This window comes from Flavobacterium zubiriense (assembly GCF_041729725.1).
In the GTDB taxonomy this organism is placed as follows: Bacteria; Bacteroidota; Bacteroidia; order Flavobacteriales; family Flavobacteriaceae; genus Flavobacterium; species Flavobacterium zubiriense.
The window spans coordinates 15,694-35,795 of record NZ_JBCFQL010000007.1; the positions used below are offsets into that span (position 1 = coordinate 15,694).

Annotated in this window: 17 protein-coding genes and 1 other RNA gene; 11 read left to right on the top strand and 7 right to left on the bottom strand. The window is 33.0% G+C overall.

The features are described from left to right. Positions 1-5: 5 nt before the first annotated feature. The 4 genes from AAGV28_RS07625 to rocD form a co-directional block, all read right to left on the bottom strand. Positions 6-575, bottom strand: a complete 570-nt coding sequence (locus tag AAGV28_RS07625) for a molybdenum cofactor guanylyltransferase (RefSeq protein ID WP_373406225.1) — start codon at positions 573-575, stop codon at positions 6-8. Positions 576-582: 7 nt separating this feature from the next. Continuing rightward, the gene (locus AAGV28_RS07630) at positions 583-1,755 is read right to left on the bottom strand and encodes a molybdopterin molybdotransferase MoeA (RefSeq protein WP_373406226.1); all 1,173 of its coding nucleotides are present in this window, start codon (positions 1,753-1,755) and stop codon (positions 583-585) included. 226 nt (positions 1,756-1,981) lie between these two features. Continuing rightward, positions 1,982-2,944 (bottom strand): arginase, encoded by a 963-nt coding sequence (locus tag AAGV28_RS07635; RefSeq protein WP_373406227.1) that lies wholly within the window; start codon positions 2,942-2,944, stop codon positions 1,982-1,984. Positions 2,945-2,950: 6 nt separating this feature from the next. Continuing rightward, positions 2,951-4,234, bottom strand: coding sequence for an ornithine--oxo-acid transaminase (gene rocD / locus AAGV28_RS07640; protein ID WP_373406228.1), 1,284 nt, complete (start codon positions 4,232-4,234; stop codon positions 2,951-2,953). 218 nt (positions 4,235-4,452) lie between these two features. Here rocD and AAGV28_RS07645 point away from each other — a divergent pair, with 218 nt between their 5' ends. The 6 genes from AAGV28_RS07645 to AAGV28_RS07670 all read left to right on the top strand — a co-directional run bounded on the left by AAGV28_RS07645 (position 4,453) and on the right by AAGV28_RS07670 (position 9,427). After that, positions 4,453-5,469, top strand: a complete 1,017-nt coding sequence (locus AAGV28_RS07645; protein WP_373406229.1) for a M28 family peptidase — start codon at positions 4,453-4,455, stop codon at positions 5,467-5,469. Between the two features lie 212 nt (positions 5,470-5,681). Next, complete coding sequence (locus AAGV28_RS07650; RefSeq protein WP_373406230.1) at positions 5,682-6,329, top strand: HAD family hydrolase; 648 nt, start codon at positions 5,682-5,684, stop codon at positions 6,327-6,329. A gap of 280 nt (positions 6,330-6,609) precedes the next feature. After that, positions 6,610-7,245 carry an HAD family hydrolase gene (locus AAGV28_RS07655; RefSeq protein WP_373406231.1) on the top strand — a complete coding sequence of 212 codons (636 nt, stop codon included), beginning with the start codon at positions 6,610-6,612 and terminating at the stop codon, positions 7,243-7,245. A 44-nt stretch (positions 7,246-7,289) separates the two neighbouring features. Beyond that, positions 7,290-7,925, top strand: coding sequence for a hypothetical protein (locus AAGV28_RS07660; RefSeq protein WP_373406232.1), 636 nt, complete (start codon positions 7,290-7,292; stop codon positions 7,923-7,925). A gap of 60 nt (positions 7,926-7,985) precedes the next feature. Next, positions 7,986-8,537, top strand: coding sequence for a DUF1697 domain-containing protein (locus AAGV28_RS07665; RefSeq protein WP_373406233.1), 552 nt, complete (start codon positions 7,986-7,988; stop codon positions 8,535-8,537). Positions 8,538-8,728: 191 nt separating this feature from the next. Continuing rightward, a complete protein-coding gene (locus AAGV28_RS07670; RefSeq protein ID WP_373406234.1) occupies positions 8,729-9,427 on the top strand; it encodes a Crp/Fnr family transcriptional regulator in 699 nt (232 codons plus the stop codon). 158 nt (positions 9,428-9,585) lie between these two features. Here the strand turns inward: AAGV28_RS07670 and AAGV28_RS07675 are convergent, their stop codons facing one another. Continuing rightward, positions 9,586-10,635: an AMP-binding protein gene (locus tag AAGV28_RS07675; RefSeq protein WP_373406235.1), complete on the bottom strand. Its 1,050-nt coding sequence runs from the start codon at positions 10,633-10,635 to the stop codon at positions 9,586-9,588. 4 nt (positions 10,636-10,639) lie between these two features. Continuing rightward, on the bottom strand, positions 10,640-11,563 hold the full coding sequence (locus tag AAGV28_RS07680) for a CPBP family intramembrane glutamic endopeptidase (protein WP_373406236.1): 924 nt from the start codon (positions 11,561-11,563) through the stop codon (positions 10,640-10,642). Positions 11,564-11,660: 97 nt separating this feature from the next. On the opposite strand from AAGV28_RS07680, the gene arsC reads away from it, so the two are divergent. From arsC to fumC, 3 genes are all read left to right on the top strand, one after another. Then, entirely contained in the window at positions 11,661-12,011 is a 351-nt protein-coding gene (gene arsC / locus AAGV28_RS07685) for an arsenate reductase (glutaredoxin) (RefSeq protein ID WP_373406237.1), read from the top strand. Between the two features lie 82 nt (positions 12,012-12,093). Further along, on the top strand, positions 12,094-14,595 hold the full coding sequence (locus AAGV28_RS07690; protein WP_373406238.1) for a TonB-dependent receptor: 2,502 nt from the start codon (positions 12,094-12,096) through the stop codon (positions 14,593-14,595). A 565-nt stretch (positions 14,596-15,160) separates the two neighbouring features. Further along, on the top strand, positions 15,161-16,546 hold the full coding sequence (gene fumC / locus AAGV28_RS07695) for a class II fumarate hydratase (protein WP_373406239.1): 1,386 nt from the start codon (positions 15,161-15,163) through the stop codon (positions 16,544-16,546). A gap of 144 nt (positions 16,547-16,690) precedes the next feature. On the opposite strand, the gene AAGV28_RS07700 is transcribed toward fumC, so the two are convergent. Then, positions 16,691-17,893, bottom strand: coding sequence for an NAD(P)-dependent oxidoreductase (locus AAGV28_RS07700; protein ID WP_373406240.1), 1,203 nt, complete (start codon positions 17,891-17,893; stop codon positions 16,691-16,693). 220 nt (positions 17,894-18,113) lie between these two features. Between AAGV28_RS07700 and AAGV28_RS07705 the strand changes: the two genes are divergently transcribed. Both AAGV28_RS07705 and ssrA read left to right on the top strand, forming a co-directional pair. After that, entirely contained in the window at positions 18,114-19,325 is a 1,212-nt protein-coding gene (locus AAGV28_RS07705) for a serine hydrolase domain-containing protein (protein ID WP_373406241.1), read from the top strand. 83 nt (positions 19,326-19,408) lie between these two features. Then, positions 19,409-19,806, top strand: a transfer-messenger RNA (tmRNA) gene (gene ssrA, locus AAGV28_RS07710). Positions 19,807-20,102 lie beyond the last annotated feature (296 nt).

Here is a 20,102-nt window from a genome sequence, read left to right on the forward strand (position 1 = left end):
ATTCTTCAATATTTGGCATTCAGTTCATTCAATTCGGTAAGTGAATTGACATTTCTAAATTGTTCACTTCGCTCTCCTGCAACTTCAATTATTTGGTGATTCACTTTTTCTAGCAAGCGCATCATTTTTAAATCATTTTCTTCTATCGCCTTTTTAAGAATTGGAATTATTTTCTTCGAATAAATTCCGATCAAAGGATGAATTTTATTGGCTTCTGAAAAAACAGAAACTTCAAAATATGCATTGTGTTTTGCGATTAATTCCGATAATAATTCGGTCGAAATTAAAGGAATATCGCAACTCAATATCAAATTAATTTCTGATTCCGAATGAACCAAAGCAGTGTAAATTCCGCCAATAGGTCCTTTATCTAATTCAATATCTTTTATTTTTTTATAGGACAAATAATCATAATCAGATGTATTTGTTACTAATTGTATTTCATTACTAATGGGCAAAGCCGCTGCAATAATATGCTCAATAAATGGTTTTCCTTGAAAAAGCACCAATCCTTTCTCCGACTGCATTCGGCTGCTTTTGCCTCCACAAAGAATTGATACCGTTATTTTTTCCATTTTTATTTCAATTAAAAGGCAAAACTACCACTTCTTCATTTGCTTTTATCGCTGTAACATCATGAGGCACAACAACAAAACCATTTGCAATCGAAAAAGTATTTAACATTGCCGAACTCTGACTTTCTAAAACCGTCACCTTTTCATCTTCATACAAGGCTTTTAAAAACAAGGTCTTTCCAGATGTATTTTTAAAATCTACATTTATTTTTCGCTTCATTTTTGGCAAATGGATCGCTTCAAATCCCATTAACTTTTTCAAAGCAGGAAACGCATATACATAAAAGCAAGTCAATGAAGAAGCAGGATTTCCTGGTAAAGCAAAGACAATTTTATTTTCTTTCCGTCCAAAAAACAAAGGCTTCCCCGGCTTTTGATTGATCTTATAAAACAACTCTGTTACTCCATTCTCTAATAAAGCTTCTTTGACATAATCATAATCACCAACCGAAATTCCGCCCGAAATCAACACTACATCAAAATTAGTTATACATTTTTCTACGGTACTAATTGTCTTTTTTAAACTATCTTTTACTTTAAAAACTGTTGGCTTATTTATTCCAATTGTTTTCAAAGCTGCTTCCAGCATCAGCGAATTACTTTCGTAAATTTTTCCTTTTGGTAATTTATTTCCAGCAGCAACCAATTCGTTTCCAGTAACTAAAATAGCTACTTTTGGTTTTTCAAACACTTTAATTTTTGTAATTCCCAAACAGGCTAAAAAACCAATAGCCGCCGGAGTAATTACTGTATTTACATCAAAAACCAATTCGCCTTTTTTAATTTGCTCCCCTTTAGCTCTTACATTAGCAAATGCCTCAGGCATTTTTTCTATTTCAAGCAAATTATCCTTTACGCTTGTATGCTCTTGCATCACCACAGTATCGGTATCATCAGGAACAAAAGCACCTGTAAAAATGCGAACTGCTTGATTTTTTTTGATTTCATCATCTAAAAAATCTCCTGCCTGAGCTATATTCACCACTTCAAACTGAGTCAATTCTCCATGAGTAAAAGCGTATCCATCCATCGCCGACTGACGGAAAGGAGGCATATTAATTGGAGAATAAATTGCTTCTGCCAAAACATATCCCAGTGATTTACTCACTTTGATTTTTGCAATGGGCATTTTAGAACTATTCTCAGCTATAATATTTAAAGCTTCTGCTACTTGAATCATAAAAAGTGATTTTAAAACTAAGTATAAATACTTATGCAAATATAAGTAATTATGTTTGGTACTATTATAAAATGACGGTTTTAAAGAGCGAAATACAATAAATAAAATTTACCCTCCATAAATTGCGAAAAAACAAATATTTCATTGTTTTTTGTTATAAATTCTTAAAGTCAAATGCTGGAATTTGTTGTTAAGTTGGCAAATATTAGCTGAAAATGGCTAAAAACTATTCCATTGGTAAAACTAAAGTCGATGTAATTTGTTCTAAAACTTCAAAAGCTGTTTCAGCCATTTTATTTCCCTTTGTATCTACAAGCGGATTGATTTCGCAAAATTCGATACAAATTACTTTTCGAGACATAATCATTTGATTGATCATCGCAATCACTTCATATTGGTCAAAACCTTTAGAAACTGGAGTTCCTGTTCCGTTAGAAATTAAATCACAATCCAGAGAATCCACATCAAAAGAAATATAAATCATATCACAATTAGCCAATTGTGCCAATGCTTTTTCGACGCAAATTGCTAAACCTTTGTACCGAACTTCCTCAACACTGAAATTTTTAATACCCAATTCCGCTATTTGTTGGTCTTCAGCTTCTTCGGTATCGCGAACTCCAAAATAGATTAAATGTTCTGGATCAATCTTAGCCGCCTCAATCCCTATATGTTTCATTTCTTCCCAATGTTGCTGAGTTTCAGGAATGACTTCGTTAATTTGGCATTTCAAATTATCCAAAGCTAAGGCTGCCGCCAAGGGCATTCCGTGAATATTTCCCGATGGAGAAGTATAAGGCGAATGCAAATCGGCGTGAGCGTCAATCCAAATTACTCCCAGTGTTTTATGTGGATAAAAAGCTTTAATTCCGCTTATAGTCCCCAATGCAGAAGAATGATCTCCCGACAAAACAACAGGCAAAAAGTTGGCTTCTAAAGTTCTTTTTATAGTATAGGAAACACGAGTACATTGCTCTAAAACAAATTCGATTCGCTTAGCAAATGTATTTCTATTCTTATCATAAATAGTTTCGTTATGCGTTTTTACATCTTCAAAAGTAAATTGGTTAAAATAATCACTCCCGCGATTAATGGCAGCCACTTCTAATGCATCCACTCCTAAATCAGATCCACGAGTTCCACCACCAATATCCGAACGATTTTTTATTAATTTAACTACACGATCCATAGTGTTTTATTTAAAATCGTTTAACGCTTTTTCAATAATAGAAAGACAATCCTGAATTTGCTCTTCGGTGATTACTAACGGTGGAGCCAAACGAATTTTGTTTCCATGAGTAGGTTTAGCAAGCAAACCGTAATCTCTAAATTTCAAACAAATTTCCCAGGCCAAATCAGATTCTTCATCACAATCAATTACAATTGCATTCAATAATCCTTTTCCTCTTACTAAAGAAATCAGAGGATTTCTTAACGCAATCGCATTCAATCCGTCTCTTAAAATTACTCCTAAACGTTCTGCGTTTTCGGCTAATTTTTCTTCTTTTACGACTTCAAGTGCAGCGATAGCAACGGCTGCTGCTACAGGATTTCCGCCAAAAGTAGAACCGTGTTGTCCTGGTTGAATCACATTCATAATGGCATTATTAGCCAAAACTGCCGAAACAGGATAAACGCCTCCCGACAAGGCTTTTCCTAAAATTAAAATATCGGGTTTAACTTCAGGTGTGTTTTCGCAAGCTGATTTACATTTGCAATTACCACAAGTGGCTAATAAACGTCCGGTACGTGCAATTCCCGTTTGTACCTCATCAGCAATAAATAATACATTGTGCTTCTCGCATAATGCTTTGGCTTTCGCCAAATAACCTTCGCTTGGAACATAAACTCCTGCTTCACCCTGGATAGGTTCCACCAGAAATCCAGCAATATTTTGAGAGGATTCTAATACTTTTTCTAAAGCATACAAATTATCATATTCAATTTTAATAAAGCCTTCGGTAAAAGGACCGAAACTCTTGCGAGCCGTTTCATCATTCGAAAACGAAATAATAGTTGTTGTTCTTCCGTGGAAATTATTTTCGCAAACAATAATTTGCGCTTGGTTTTCAGCAATTCCTTTTACTTCATACGCCCATTTTCTACACAATTTTAAAGCTGTTTCCACTGCTTCGGCACCGGTATTCATTGGTAAAACCTTGTCAAAACCAAAATATTTAGTCACATATTCTTCATAAACACCCAACTGGTCATTATAGAAAGCACGAGAAGTTAAGGTCAAGGTTTGTGCTTGCTTTATCATGGCTCCTACTATTTTAGGATGACAATGTCCTTGATTAACTGCCGAATAAGCTGATAAAAAATCATAATACTGTTTTCCATCTACATCCCACACCAACACTCCTTCGCCTCTATCAAGAACTACAGGTAACGGATGGTAATTATGCGCCCCATAATTGTTTTCTTTATTAATTAAGGCTTCTGATTTTGATGAGAGAGTTTGATGTATTTGTTCCATGGTAAATAAATTTTATTCTAAGATTACAAAATTACGCATATTTTATTGCCTATCAAAACCTTAGTCAAAGAGTTCGAACACCGATTAAAGAAGACAATTACGCAGTTTTTCAATTGATAAAAAAGAAGTTTTACTAACGTACTGTTTTAATACATTTCAATTCAATTAATTTTTCAGATATTTGTAAAATTGCCCTTGTATAATTGTTATCATTTAAAATGAAAAAAATAATTTTCTTCCTTGCCTTTAGTTATTTGGCTTCATGCCAAGGAACCAAAGAAATTACCACCAAAAGCGGATTAAAACCTGAAAAATACAGCAATACCATTACGGCTGACGAATTAAAAACACATCTTTACATTGTAGCCAATGATTCGATGCAAGGCCGTGAAACAGGTTCTATTGGTCAAAAAAAAGCGGGTAAATACCTTATTAGTCAATATCAAAAAGACAACATCTCTTTTCCAAAAGGAGCTCAGGATTATTACCAACACGTTCCAGAAGCTTTTTTGAATGCCAAACGCAATGAAAAATTACCGGATTCCGAAAATATTTGGGCATACATCGAAGGAACCGAAAAACCAGATGAAGTTATTGTAATCTCGGCACACTACGATCATATAGGTATTAAAAATGAGGCTGTTTTTAATGGAGCGGACGATGATGGATCTGGAACGGTAGCTTTACTTGAAATAGCTCAGGCTTTTCAATTAGCAAAAAAAGAAGGTCACGGCCCTAAACGTTCTATTTTATTCCTGCACGTTACTGCCGAAGAACACGGTTTACACGGTTCGCGTTATTATACCGAAAATCCTTTGTTTCCTCTAAAAAATACGGTTGCCAATATCAATATTGACATGATAGGACGTCGTGACGAAATTCATCCTAACACAAACAATTACGTTTATTTAATTGGAGCCGATAGACTTTCGACAGAATTACATCAAATTTGTACTGCGGTAAACGAAAAATACGTTCATCTGGAATTGGATTTTAGATACAATGCGTTAAATGATTCTAACAATTTCTATCGTCGTTCAGATCATTACAACTTTGCTAAAAACGGAATTCCATCGGTATTTATTTTTAATGGTGTACACGCCGATTATCATAGAAAAACCGATACACCTGACAAAATTGAATACGATGCTTTAACTAAAAGAACACAATTGACTTTTAATATTGCTTGGGAATTAGCCAATAGAGAAAATCGAATTGTGGTGGATAAAAAATAAAACGTTACGTTTCTACACGAATTACACTAAATTACACGAATCATCTACCAAAGGAAGAAAAAATTTGTGCAATTAGAGTTAACTACATTCAAATTTGTGAAAATTAGTGAAATCTGTGTGAATTTTTTTTTAGATGAAACTTTGTGAACTTTGCGAAAAACTTAGCGAACTTAGCGGTTAAAATTATTACACTCCAATACAAATAATAAAAAATGAAATTTAAAGCAGTACTTTTCGACTTAGACGGAACCCTCGTAAACTCACTTATAGACATCGCCGATTCAATCAATAAAGTACTTCAAGAACGTAACTTTCCAACTCATAGCTATGAAGTTATTAATGATTTTATAGGCAGCGGACTTCGAAATTTAGTTACCAAAGCACTTCCTGAAACTCATAAAGACGAATCTAGTATCGAAAGTACTTTTCAAGCCATGATGGTAAATTATCGCGAGAATTGTACCAACAAAACCATAGCTTACGACGGAATTATGGAACTTTTGGATGAATTAAGATCTAGAAATATTAAACTTGCCGTATTATCCAATAAAGCAGATGAATTGACTAAGAAAATTGGACTTAGCTTATTTCCTGATTATTTTGAAATTGTAATGGGTTTAAAAAGTGAAGCTACCAAAAAACCAAATCCCTCAGCAGCCATTGAAATCAGCAACACTTTAGGTTTTTCTGTTGAAGAATTCCTTTATGTTGGCGATTCTGGAATTGATATACAAACGGCAAAAAACGCCAATATGTATGCCGTTGGAGTACTTTGGGGTTATCGACCAAAAGAAGAATTATTAGCAGAAGGTGCTCAATCCATCATCAATCATCCACTAGAATTATTGGAGCTTTTATAATTTGAATTTAAAAACAGCCACAAATTACACGAAATAACACAAATTTGAATGTCATAATATTCCACGAATCTGCTAAAGGCAGATAAAAATTTGTATAATATATTTTAAAATAACTAATATTTGTGCAAATTAGTGTAATTCGTGGCAAAAACAAAACTAGTGTGGTTGCTGTAACTAATTCAACTGATATAAACGGATTTTATTATTCTTATCTGTGTTAATCTGTTCAATCCGTTTTATCTGTGTTCCAATATCTAAATTAATTTAAAACAACAAAAACATGAAATACAAATGTATCATTTTTGATTGCGATGGCGTACTGGTAGATAGCGAAGAAATTTCGATTGGCACCTTAGTCAGCATGGCAAAATTGCATGGAGCAATCATCGATGAAAACCATGCACATCAATTATTTTTAGGAAAATCACTCGAATTTTGTTTTGATTACATTGCTGAATTGGCTAACAAAAAATTACCTGATACTTTTGAGGAAGAATTCAGAATTCGCACTTTTGAGGCTTTTCAAAAAGATTTGAAACCTATAAAAGGAATTCATGAATTATTAGCTAAAATTAATGTTCCCATTGCTGTGGCTTCCAATGGTCCTGCCGATAAAATAAGACTTAACCTGACCACTACTAACTTGATTGATAAATTTGAAGGGAATATTTTTAGTGCTTACGATATCAACAGTTGGAAACCCAATCCCGAATTGTATCTTCATGCAGCCAAAACCTTGGGATTTGATGTTAAAGATTGTGTTGTTATCGAAGACAGTCCTGCTGGCATTCAAGCGGCATTGACGGGAGGTTTTGATGTTTTTGGTTTTACAAATCACGCTAATTTTGATGCTTTACAACAAATGAATATTCCGCTATTTGATGATATGGCTAACTTAGACCTACTTTTGCAATAACTGTATTAATTTTAAGAAATCATTTTCTTTAAATCAAAAATGAGATGGAAGATATTATTATCAATATTTTAATAGCGTTTGTTTGTGGTTTAATACCAACTTTACTAACATTATATTTAAATGAACGAGTAAAAGGCAGTATTAAAAATTCTTTTGATGAAAAACTTGAGCAATTAAAAAAGGAACATTTAAAAGAAATATCTCAGTTTCAAACAGAACTAAGTTATTTGAAATCCAAAGAAAATTTTAAGTTTACAAAACTTCACGAAAAACGATTCGAAGTTTTACAAAAAACTTTTCAATTTTTAAATGAGAATTTAAGTTTATTATCAACGTATATTTCACCAATTAAATTCACTCCAAACGGTACAGATTTTGAAGAAAATGAGAAATTAGCAAGTCAAGAATATCGAGATGCTCACAATAAATTTTGGAAGTATTTTAAGTTTAATTCAATTTATTTTGATGAAGATATTGAAAATTCATTAAATAATTTCTTTAAGGAATCGAGTGAAATTTTTAATCTTTACGATAAAAAACTTATATATAAATCAATGGGACAAGAATTAGATAGAAAAGAACTTTTTAATTCAACTATGGCTTACAAAAAAATTCCTGAGATTATAAATCCATTAAAAAAAGAAATTGAAATTAAGTTTCGAAAACTTCTAGAAGAATAATCATTAGTTTACCAAATAAAATTTAACAAGATATTCTCTAAATATTAAAACTAAAAAAATATGGTTCACATCTGCCTACTTCGCGGCATTAACGTTTCTGGACATAACATGATGAAAATGGATGCCCTGCAAAAAATGCTGGAAAACATTGGGTTTACCAACGTAAAAACGTATATCCAAACTGGAAATGTATTTGTAACCACCGAAGAAGAAAATCCAGCCGCAGTAGGATTCAAAATCAAGCAAGAAATTTTCAAAACCTTTGGGCATGATGTTCCTGTTGTGGTAATTAATAAAGAGGATTTAGTATCCTGCTTGAAAAACAATCTCTTTCTAAAAGAAAAAGAAGTTGATACTAAAAAACTGTACGTCGCTTTTACTTCGATGGAATTGCATAAAGACCGTATTCACGACCTGAAAATGAGTGCTGTAAAACCAGATGAAGTCTATATTGATAAAAACAGAATCTACATTAAATATGCTGTTTCGGCTGGAAAAACCAGATTAGACCAAAAATACATCGAGAAAAGATTGAATCTTATTGCTACCATTCGGAACTGGAATACTGTAAGTCAGTTGTTAAAAATGTATGAAGAAATGGAACAAGAATAAACTACAATAACAATCTGATTGATTTTTAATCTAAAAAATAAGATTCTAACAAAAACAAAGTCTTCTATTTCTAAATTCACAAAAGCATTAATACCTAAGTAATTTTCATTAAAAAAATACGTATTAATACTTATTATTAACATACATTTGTTCTATTCTAAACCGAGTTCAACTCATCAATTATAGAACAAATGAGAGGAATTACCACTGATTGTACGAGCTGTAACAATGCCAATTGTTTTATTAAAAAACATTTGCATCTGGAAAAGATGCAGGATTTTATTTTGGAAAAAACCAATTATACCTGCAAAAAAGGACAACAATTCATGATTGAAGGCGCTCCTATTCAAGGATTATACTTTATTTTCAAAGGAAAAGTAAAAGTTTTGAAAACAGGTATTTATGGTAGAGAACAAATTGTTCGACTTACTACAGATGGAGATACATTGGGTTTCAGAGGTTTTGGAACGAGCAACCGTTATTTGATTGCTGCTTCGGCTCTTGAGGATACCGTTTTGTGTAATTTTAGTAATGATGTGATGCACGCAATTCTAAAATCGATTCCAGAGTTTACGTATGATATGATGCTTTTTTATGCCGAAGAATTGAATAAAAGCGAAAACAGGGTCAAAAAAATCGCCCAAATGAATGTGCGCGAAAGAGTGATTGACATCTTATTGTATTTGCTTAAAAAATTTGGTCATACTAATAATCTACTGAATATTAATCTTTCTCGAAAAGAAATCGCTGATTTTGCTGGAACTACTGATGAGCAAGTCACACGTATTCTATCCAGTTTAAAAAAAGAAGGCGTTATCAAAATAGTCAATAAAAAAATTGGATTGATGGAAGTTGATAAATTAAAAGCCGAAATTATTGAGCACAAATAAACCACTATTGTACAGTTAATATTTACCGCAAATTCGCAAATTATTTGAATAACTAATATTTTAAAATTTGCGAATTTGCGGTGTGAACATTTTTTAGAAGCTAAAGAGAAATGCACTGAAAGTATATAGTTTTAATTCTATTTGAGACCAACTGAATATTATTCTAAAGTCTTCAAAATCGCTTTTCGCTTGATTTTTCCGCTTTCTGTGGTTTCAAATTCTGGGACAAAAAATACCGCTTTTGGCTTTTGGAATTTATCTAAAACGGTAAAAATAGCTTCGTCTACATCTTGATTTTTTCCTTCGATAACTAAAACTAATTTTTCTCCTAAAATCGCATCTGGAATTCCGCCCACAAAAAAGCGTGCATCAATTGCATCGGCTAATTTTTCTTCAATTTTTTCAGGAATTAATTTCACTCCTCCGCTATTCACCACATTATCAATTCGACCTAAAAGCACAAATTGGTAATCATTGATTATTTCTACCAAATCATTCGTAATCAAACGTTCTTCGCTCAGTTGTGGTGCATCAATAACCAAACAATTGTTTTCATTTTGAGAAATTAGAACATTTGGTAAAATAGAAAAAGCTTGTTCGCCTACTCTTTTGGCGGCAATATGCGTAATAGTTTCGGTCATTCCATAGGTTTCATAAACTTGGGTGCTAACATTCATCAGTTTTTTCACTAAAGAATCATTCATTTTTGCTCCGCCAATAATGAGTTTTTTAACCTTATGCAAATCGTCTAAGGAATTTTCAACTTGCATAGGTACCATAGCTACAAAATCGTATTTTTTGTCCAGATGAGCCAAAGGTTCTGAATTTGGCAAAACAAAATCAATTGCTAGACCTAGAATAAAACTTCTTACCAGCATCATTTTTCCAGCAATAAATTCAACAGGCAAACAGCACAAAGCCGTGTCACCAGCTTTCAATCCGAAAAAAACTCCTGTTGCTAATGCCGAGTTTACTAAAGCTTGTTTGTTTTTCCGGATGATTTTAGGAGTTCCCGTAGTTCCTGAAGTTTTTAAATCGATATACGGTCTTTCATCAAACCAATCGAGTAAAAAATCACCTATAGCTTTTTCTTGTTTATCCCCTTCTTTGATTAAATAATAGGCTACAACAAGCATTCCTTTACTATCAAAATGAACACCATTGAATTTAAAAAAATTGTGGATATTTTTATACGTAACTCTCTTCATGAGCTTAATTGTTTGAACTGATTTTTCCAGTTAATTTTTCTTTCCAATACGTCCACTGGTATTTGCTACTAAAAATAAATAAAATCAGAGGATAAACCACAACTACTGGCAAAATAACGTCAAATCCAGCTTGCGGTTCTGATATGTCTTTGAAAATAGAATGCGTTTGAAAAGCAGACCAATCCGAAGTGATTAATAAGGCTCCAATGAGATTATTGGCGGCATGAAAACCCAAAGCCAATTCGATTCCTTCATCCATCAACGTAATAATTCCTAAAAACAATCCCGTACCGATATAATAGACAAAAATAATGTTTCCAATTTTTGATACTTCGGGATTAAAAAGGTGCATTCCTCCAAAAATTATCGAAGTCATTAGCAAAGGAAACCATTTATTTTGTGCCAAATTTCCAAAACCTTGCATCAAATAACTTCTAAAAACATATTCTTCAGTACTCGTTTGAATAGGAACCAACGCCACAGCAATAACAAATAAAATAGCAAAAGGAATGGGTTTAAATTGAAAAACATACAAGTCTGGATTAAAATAATAAAAGACCAAAGTAGACACAATCGAAAATACAGCCCAAAGTCCAAATGAAAATAAAATTCTACCCCAATCGACTTTTTTTCTGGAAGTAGTCACCGAAAGCATGGTTTGTAGATGCAAATATTTCACGACCAAATAAATTCCGACAAAAGCAAAAACAAACGAAATGAGAATCAAAAAAAGAGTCAAATTAGGTTCAAAAAAATGCATGATTTCATCATTAGTAGCGGGGTAAGTTGCTCCTTTTAGAATTGTTTTACTAATAACCGCTATTACTAATGGAATTTGTCCTAAAAAAGAAGCTAAAATAATAAGGCTAGAGCCCAAAATATATTTCCAAAATTTATTTTCTAAACGAATGCCTTGTTCTATAAACATCTCTTTTATGGATTAAAGTAGTTCTATTCAACTTTCAAAAGCTATTTTTGTCTCTTCGAAAATACCTTTTTTATTTTAAACTATAAAAATAATACTCATGATTGAAGTATATCATAATCCACGTTGTGGAAAATCAAGAAATTGTCTGGCTTTTTTAGAAAACACAAATCAAGAATACAAAGTCATCAAATATTTAGAAGAAGTCCCTAGTGCACAAGAACTTAGAGCTGTATTAGAAAAACTAAACATCAAACCTATTGAGTTAGTTCGTCAAAAAGAAAAGATTTGGACAGAACAATTTAAAGGTCAAAATCTAACTGACGAAGCGGTAATTGAGGCAATGATTCAAAATCCAATTTTAATAGAAAGACCTATCATTATCAAAGGAAACAAAGCAATTATAGCAAGAGAAATGGATAAGATTGAAGCCTTTTTTGAAGCGGAATAAGCTTTTTAACATTAATTTAATATATCGCTGTTAAACCAAAACCCGTTTCCCTATTCTTAACACAAACATAAAATTTTAAAAAATGCGACAATCATTAAGATTCTTTTTGAGTCTCACCTTAGTTTTTACTTGCCTGAGTAGTTTTGCCAACATAGGCGATCCTGTAATTGATCCACCTAAGGAAAAAGTAAAAATTTCTGGGACTGTAATTGAAAAAACAACAAAACAACCTCTAGAATACGCTACAGTAACTATTACAGATGCTACTAATCCAAAAATAATTGCTGGCGGTATTACCAATCCTAAAGGTAGTTTTTCTATAGAAGTCGCACCCGGAGTTTACAATATAAAAATCGAATTTATTTCTTTTAAAGCTATCGAATACAACCAACGCAAGCTGGATAAAAACACTAATTTAGGAACAATTGAACTAGTTGAAGATGCAGCACAATTGAACGAAGTAGTTGTTCGTTCCGAAAGATCAACTGTTGAAATTAAGTTGGATAAAAAAGTTTACAATGTAGGTCAAGACATGATTGTAAAAGGAGGAACCGTAAGTGATGTTTTAGAAAATGTACCTTCAGTTTCGGTAGATGTGGAAGGAAATGTAAGTTTGCGTGGAAACGAAAACGTACGTATTTTTATTGACGGACGTCCTTCGAATGCCTTGAATATGGCTGAGGCTTTACGCCAAATTCCAGCTGACGCAATTGATAAAGTAGAAGTTATCACCAATCCATCAGCACGTTATGATGCCGAAGGGGGTGCGGGTATCCTGAATATTGTTTTGAAAAAAGGAAAAAATTTAGGTTTCAACGGAAGTTTTATAACTTCAATTGGAGTGCCTGAAACCTATGGTGCAAGTGCCAATTTGAATTACAAAACCGAAAAATTAAACTTTTTCACTTCTACTGGATACGATTATAGAACAAGTGAAGGTGCAGGTTTGACAAACAGCATCAACGGTACCAACTTAAATACAGACTCCGGAATTATTACAGGTTATAACGATGAAGTTAGAGATACTGAACGTCTAAGAAAAGGAATTTCAACAAAAACAGGTTTTGAATGGACAGTAGCTCCTAATACTTACTGGACTAATGCAATTAGCTACAGAAATAATAGTGGTACCAATAATGATTTGGTAAACTATAATTCATTCGACCAAAATAGAAATTTCACATCTACTCGTTACCGTTTAAGCGAGGGAAATGATATTGGAAAGGACTTAGAATATTCTTCTAATTTCTTAAAAAATTTCAATGATAATGGACATAAGTTAACCGCAGATTTCTCATATTCAACTAATGTGGACAATGATGATGCACTTATTATTGATGAAATTGTTGGAAGCAATAATCCTCGATTTGATGAAACTTTCAATAATCAAGATCAAAAACAACTTCAGTTACAAGCAGACTATGTTTTACCATTCGAAAACGGAAGCCAATTTGAAATAGGTTATAAAGGAAACTTTAATGATTTGGATAGTGAATACAGTGTAACAACAGCCAACAGCGGAAACGCTATTGGTGATTTTCTTTCTAATACTTTAGAGTACAAAGAACAAATTAATGCTTTGTATACACAATATGGTTTTAAAGTAAATAAATTCTCGTACTTGTTTGGTTTGCGTTGGGAGGACACAAAAATCAACATCAATCTATTAGACACACAAGATTTCAATACTAAAAAGTACAACAATTTTTTCCCAAGTGCTTTTATAAATTATGAGATTTCAGATGAAAGTAGCCTCTCTTTGAGCTATAGTAAACGTTTGTCACGACCAAGAGGGCGTTTTTTAAATCCAGCAACAAATTATTCAAGTAATATCAATTTATTTAGAGGTAATCCAGACTTAGATCCTTCTTTTACAGATAAATTTGATTTTGGATATTTAAAAAGATGGGAGAAAGTAACTTTTAATACTTCTATTTATTTTGAGAATACTGAAAATGTATTTGCATTTGTTAGAACTGAAACAGGAGAATTTGTGGGCGACAATCCAGTAATTTTAAGTAGCCCAGTCAATTTAGCCAAAGAACATAAAATTGGTTTCGAATTTACCTTAAACTACAGTCCATTAAAAATTTGGAAATTGAACAGTAGTTTCAACCTTTTCAATGCTAAAACAACAGGAGAAAATAAATATAAAGATATCGATGGAGTGGAACAAACTCAAAAACTAGACAACGAAGCTTTTTCTTGGTTCACCAGAGTGAGCTCTCGTTTAACACTTCCTGCTAAAATAGATTGGCAATTATCTGGAATGTATTTTGGACCAAGAAATACAGCTCAAGGTAGAAATCTGGGGAATTATGTTATTAACATGGCTTTCAGCAAAGATATTTTAAAAGACAAAGCTACAGTTGCATTGAATGTAAGTGATTTATTTAATTCTAGAAAAATGATTTCGGAAACTAATTTAGAAAGCGTTACATCTTACAGCGAATTTCAGTGGAGAAGAAGACAAATTAACTTGTCTTTTACTTACCGATTAAACATGAAGAAAACAGATAAAGAAAAGAATCCCCCAAGAAATGGTGGCGGTGGCGGTGATGAAGGCGGAGATTTTCCCGGATAATATATAGCAAATTCCAAAAATCTAAATTCCAAATTCCAACTTTTACACTTGGAATTTGGATTTTTTTTTATTGTAATTTAATTTTTTTAGCATAAAAAAAGGATTCATTTTCATGAATCCTTTTTTATCAACAATCTCAATTTATAGAGATTGTTGTTTTTTTGCTCTCTTTTCTTTGAATCTTTCCCAAGCAGCACCTCCTACCCAATAGGATACGAAGCTAACTAGAAAAAACATTAACCAAAATCCCATTGTAAGGATGGTTAAGAAAAGTAAAAAGCCTAAATACTGTGAAAATTCAAACATGTTTTCCGGAATTTTGAATGTAGCCACAAATGTAGCAGTTAATTTTTTTCTTAGCAATAAAAACAACAGCCAATTTTCATAAAAATACATTTATATGTACATTTAAGCTTCATTTTGTTTTTAGGAGCTACTTCCTGCTGTCCACTCTATCTTTTATGTCTTAAATAAAGACATAAAAGGATGCCGTTCCCATCAGGGCTATGGCAGTAGTTTTCATCAAGAACTTATTTTCTAAAAAATCATTAAATTATCTACAACTATGAAATACCGAATCGAAAAAGACACCATGGGCGAAGTTCAAGTTCCTGCCGATAAATATTGGGGCGCTCAAACAGAACGTTCCAGAAACAATTTTAAAATAGGACCATCGGCTTCAATGCCAAAAGAAATCATTGCTGGTTTTGCTTATCTTAAAAAAGCAGCTGCTTACGCCAATTGTGATTTGGGTGTTTTGTCAATAGAAAAAAGAGATGCCATTGCCGCAGTTTGCGATGAAATCCTTGCTGGAAAATTAGACAATCAATTTCCATTGGTTATTTGGCAAACCGGTTCAGGAACGCAAAGCAACATGAACCTAAACGAAGTGATTGCTAATCGAGCACAAGTTTTACAAGGATTTGAAATTGGTGAAGGAGAACAATTAATCAAGGCGAATGATGATGTTAATAAATCACAGTCGTCTAATGACACCTTCCCTACTGCTATGCACATTGCTGCTTACAAATCCATTATTGAAATCACAATTCCTGGAGTTGAAAAATTAAGAAATACATTAGATGCTAAAGCAAAGGAATTTGCAACTGTGGTAAAAATTGGTCGTACGCATTTAATGGACGCTACTCCGCTCACTTTAGGACAAGAACTTTCAGGTTATGTGGCGCAATTAAATTATGGCATCAAAGCTCTAAAAAACACCTTAGCTCATTTATCCGAAATCGCTTTGGGCGGAACTGCCGTAGGAACAGGATTAAACACCCCTAAAGGTTATGACGTAAAAGTGGCGGAATACATTGCTGAATTTACGGGACTACCTTTTTTTACCGCCGAAAATAAATTTGAAGCCTTGGCCGCTCATGATGCAATTGTGGAATCGCATGGAGCATTGAAACAACTGGCGGTTTCTTTGAATAAAATTGCGAATGATATTCGAATGCTGGCTTCAGGACCACGTTCGGGAATTGGAGAAATTCTGATCCCTGAAAATGAACCTGGTTCGTCCATTATGCCTGGAAAAGTAAATCCAACGCAATGCGAAGCTTTAACTATGGTTTGTGCCCAAATTATGGGAAATGATGTTTCCATTAGCGTGGGCGGAATGCAAGGTCATTATGAATTGAATGTTTTTAAACCCATGATGGCTGCCAATTTTCTGCAATCGGCTCGATTGCTGGGCGATGCATGCGTTTCATTTGACGAACATTGCGCTCAAGGCATTGAACCAAATTATAAAAGAATTAAAGAATTGGTCGACAATTCGTTGATGTTAGTTACGGCGTTAAACACTAAAATAGGTTATTACAAAGCTGCCGAAATCGCGCAAACTGCTCATAAAAACGGAACAACTCTAAAAGAAGAAGCGGTTCGTCTGGGCTATGTAACTGCTGAGGATTTTGATAATTGGGTAAAACCGGAAGAAATGGTGTGATTTTTAACCGCAAAGTTCGCAAGGTTTTGATAATAATTATGTTTATAAAACGCAAAGTTCACAAAGCTTTGCAAACTTTGCATTTTTTTTTAAAATTTACTTAATACTATATCTTAGCGCACTTTGCGGTTAAAATTTTTAAAGTTATTCAGAATCTACAAAATCTTGCAAATAACTAAATCTTGACGTTAACTTGCCATTTTCAGTAATTTTTGCACGAGCTAAAATGCCGTCTTTATCGCCATCAAAAAAAGCAGGCATTACTTTTTCAAGAAACATTTCGCCAAAACCTTCGCTGGCATCTTTAGGTAAAGCACAAGGCAAATTATCCACTGCCATCACTACAATTGCCGCAGGATGAAAAACATCGACTTCCTTATTTTCTATGGGTAAATAACCATAAAAAGGCTCTTCGATAGTTGAAGAACGCAAGGTGCAAGCTATAGGGCCATTCAAATCACATGAAATATCGCCTACCACTTTTATTTTGCAATCTTTGGATTGTAGCATTTCTCTGGTCAGAATTTGAGGTGCATCATTAGCATAAAAATGTCCTGTAATAACCACATCAGAAACTTTGGTAAACCGCTCAAAATTACTTTCATATTCTTGTGGATTCTGGAAAAAATCACTGATTTCTTGAATGCTACCGTCTTTTCTTTTGTTGTAATCCAAGGCTTCAACTTGTACATAGACAGGCTGTGTATAATTTTTAGTCAAAAAATGCTCCACCGTAACCGATTTTACTTTTATGGCATCCAAAATTTCTTTTACACCATTGCCTACTTTTCCTTTTCCAGTAACTACAAACTTGATGGGAGGCATAATAATTCTTTTTAAATGACGAATTAAATCTTCTTTTCCTTCAAGTGTTTCGACTTTAGGTAATTTATACAATTCAAATTTGATTCCGAAAGCACGAATACTGTTGTAAGCACCCACTATTCCTGCGTAACGACCAAAACCAATTAGACGATTATTATTAGCATCAACAAGCGTTTCATAATCATAAAGATCAATATGTTTTGCTAATATGGCTTGTAATAAAGTTTTATTATGCGGTTGTTTTTTTATAGTATGCGAAAAAAAGAAATAGGCTTTATTGGGTATTAAATTTTCAACAGGAACTTCTTTCACACCAAACAGCACATCACAATCAGAAATATCAGTTACCATTTCTACTCCCACATTTTGGTATTCTGAATCGGTAAATATTCTAATGGGCGAACTTTCTACCTTAATAATAAGATCAGGATAAAATGTTTTTATTTTTATTATTTCAGTAGGAGAAAAAACAACTCTTCGATCGGCTGGGATTTTTCTTTCTTGTATTATTCCAAATTTCATTTTATGTAGTGTATTAAACTTTATGTTAAAACCAATTGTATCATCTCTTTATAAAAAAAAGAGTTTTATACTATAAAAAACATCGAAAGCCTTTAGAAGCTGAAAGCCAAAAACATATAAAAAAGTTCCTTAAAAACTTTCAAAAAATTCTGTTAACGTTTAAAAAAACAACGACCAAAAACATTTGATTCTATATATTTGCCTATATAGCCCTAAAATAATGATTTTTATAAAAAAGACAAATATACTACAATTACTCCTGCTTCTTTTAGTTTTGAGTTCTTGTAACCAAAAGAATAAAAAAGGAGTCCTTTCGGATGCAGAATTACCAAAGGATACCCTTCCTCACATGGAACCTCCTGCAAATCAATTACCCAAATTAACGACTCAATACATCAATTCTAAGAAAAATAATATTGAGCATTTTTACAATAAAACCTGGCCGAATAGCAGTATGAACGGAAGTTTTCTTGTGGCTAAAAATGGTCAGATCATCTTTGAAAAATACGAAGGCATGGCTAATTTTAGAGACAAAACTCCTATTACCGCTACTACTCCACTCCACTTAGCATCGGTAAGTAAAATATTGACTGCTTCGGCTGTTTTGAAATTGATAGATGCTAAAAAAATTGGTTTAGACCAAAAAGTAAATACCATTATCACTAATTTTCCATTTCCAGATGTAACGGTAAAAACGCTTTTAAATCACAGGAGCGGAATGCGTAATTATGCTTATTTTACGGATAAAAAAGATGGTGTTTGGGATAGACATGATATCTTAAGTAACAAAGATATAGTCCATTTGATGGCAACAAAAGAAATTGGATTAGAATCTAGGACTGACGCTCGTTTTAGTTATTGCAATACTAATTATGCCGTTTTAGCCCTTATTATCGAAAAAGTAACAGGCCTTAGCTATAAAAAAGCAATGGAACGCATGATTTTTAAACCATTGGAAATGAATCACACCTATGTTTTTGACTACGAAAAAGACAAAGACACTGCCGTTACATCATACAAAGGCAATAAAGTAGAAATAGGAAAAGATTATCTTGATGCCGTTTATGGAGATAAAAACATTTACTCTACTCCTCGAGATTTATTAAAATTTGAATTGGCTCGAAATTCACCAAATTTCTTAAGTCCAAATTTACTTAAACTGGTTTATACTCCTTTTAGTAACGAACATAAAGGTCAAAAAAACTATGGATTAGGAATAAGAATGATCAATTGGGAAACAGGACAAAATTTCTATTTCCATAACGGATGGTGGCATGGCAATACCTCTTCTTATATCACCTTATTAAAGGAAAATGTAACCATTATTGCCTTATCAAATAAGTTTACTACAAAGACGTATCAGGTTCGGAAACTAGCTCCGTTATTTGGTGATTATCCATTTAAATTAGGTAAAGACGATAAAGAGGAATAATTTTTGCAATTGATATAAGGGTTGGGGCTAATTATTAAGTTAAAAATTGTACTTTTGCACACTCAAATTAATTTTTGAAAACTGGGGTCGACTGGTTTTGACAGCAAGTCGAATTGAACAGTAAGCACGTCGAGCATTGAGACCTTGCTCGTAAATATAAGATCTTACACTTTTACACGGCGAAAATAACTACGCTTTAGCTGCATAATCCGAATTATAGTACGATTGCGCCACGTCCCTATCAGATAGGGAAGCTGGATTCTCCTTGAAAGCCTTGGTTTGTGGCGTTCAGTTTAGGGGAACCGTAAAAATAAACCTAGATTTCCATGAGCTTCGGGTGGTTTTCGAAAATTAAGAAGATAAGTAGTTTGTGGCTGTTTCTGGCCTAGCAAACTATCGAAAATCTAATCAGGAAATAAACGTGTAGAAAGCTCTTTAATTGCTTGTTTGGACCCGGGTTCGATTCCCGGCGACTCCACTTAAACCCGAAAACTGATTTGTTTTCGGGTTTTTTTATACCATATACTAAACAAATCAATACTTAACGAGGTGTGTTTATTTTTAATAAAATAAAAAAATTAATACTAATAATCAATTAGTTAAACCTTAGAGAACAATCACATCTAGGAGGATATTCAATATTTTTAATCAAAATAAAGAATTAAAAATTTTCAAAAAAAAAATATTTTTCAATAAAACAAGTTACGTAGTTTCAATATTATATTTAAAGTTCTACTAAGTTTAATATATCTTTATCAATTTAAATTTGGATAAAAA

Coding starts and splice junctions, on each gene's coding strand:
- AAGV28_RS07625 (WP_373406225.1), bottom strand. CDS start 575: ATGGAAAAAATAACGGTATCAATTCTTTGTGGAGGCAAAAGCAGCCGA.
- AAGV28_RS07630 (WP_373406226.1), bottom strand. CDS start 1,755: ATGATTCAAGTAGCAGAAGCTTTAAATATTATAGCTGAGAATAGTTCT.
- AAGV28_RS07635 (WP_373406227.1), bottom strand. CDS start 2,944: ATGGATCGTGTAGTTAAATTAATAAAAAATCGTTCGGATATTGGTGGT.
- rocD (WP_373406228.1), bottom strand. CDS start 4,234: ATGGAACAAATACATCAAACTCTCTCATCAAAATCAGAAGCCTTAATT.
- AAGV28_RS07645 (WP_373406229.1), top strand. CDS start 4,453: ATGAAAAAAATAATTTTCTTCCTTGCCTTTAGTTATTTGGCTTCATGC.
- AAGV28_RS07650 (WP_373406230.1), top strand. CDS start 5,682: ATGAAATTTAAAGCAGTACTTTTCGACTTAGACGGAACCCTCGTAAAC.
- AAGV28_RS07655 (WP_373406231.1), top strand. CDS start 6,610: ATGAAATACAAATGTATCATTTTTGATTGCGATGGCGTACTGGTAGAT.
- AAGV28_RS07660 (WP_373406232.1), top strand. CDS start 7,290: ATGGAAGATATTATTATCAATATTTTAATAGCGTTTGTTTGTGGTTTA.
- AAGV28_RS07665 (WP_373406233.1), top strand. CDS start 7,986: ATGGTTCACATCTGCCTACTTCGCGGCATTAACGTTTCTGGACATAAC.
- AAGV28_RS07670 (WP_373406234.1), top strand. CDS start 8,729: ATGAGAGGAATTACCACTGATTGTACGAGCTGTAACAATGCCAATTGT.
- AAGV28_RS07675 (WP_373406235.1), bottom strand. CDS start 10,635: ATGAAGAGAGTTACGTATAAAAATATCCACAATTTTTTTAAATTCAAT.
- AAGV28_RS07680 (WP_373406236.1), bottom strand. CDS start 11,563: ATGTTTATAGAACAAGGCATTCGTTTAGAAAATAAATTTTGGAAATAT.
- arsC (WP_373406237.1), top strand. CDS start 11,661: ATGATTGAAGTATATCATAATCCACGTTGTGGAAAATCAAGAAATTGT.
- AAGV28_RS07690 (WP_373406238.1), top strand. CDS start 12,094: ATGCGACAATCATTAAGATTCTTTTTGAGTCTCACCTTAGTTTTTACT.
- fumC (WP_373406239.1), top strand. CDS start 15,161: ATGAAATACCGAATCGAAAAAGACACCATGGGCGAAGTTCAAGTTCCT.
- AAGV28_RS07700 (WP_373406240.1), bottom strand. CDS start 17,893: ATGAAATTTGGAATAATACAAGAAAGAAAAATCCCAGCCGATCGAAGA.
- AAGV28_RS07705 (WP_373406241.1), top strand. CDS start 18,114: ATGATTTTTATAAAAAAGACAAATATACTACAATTACTCCTGCTTCTT.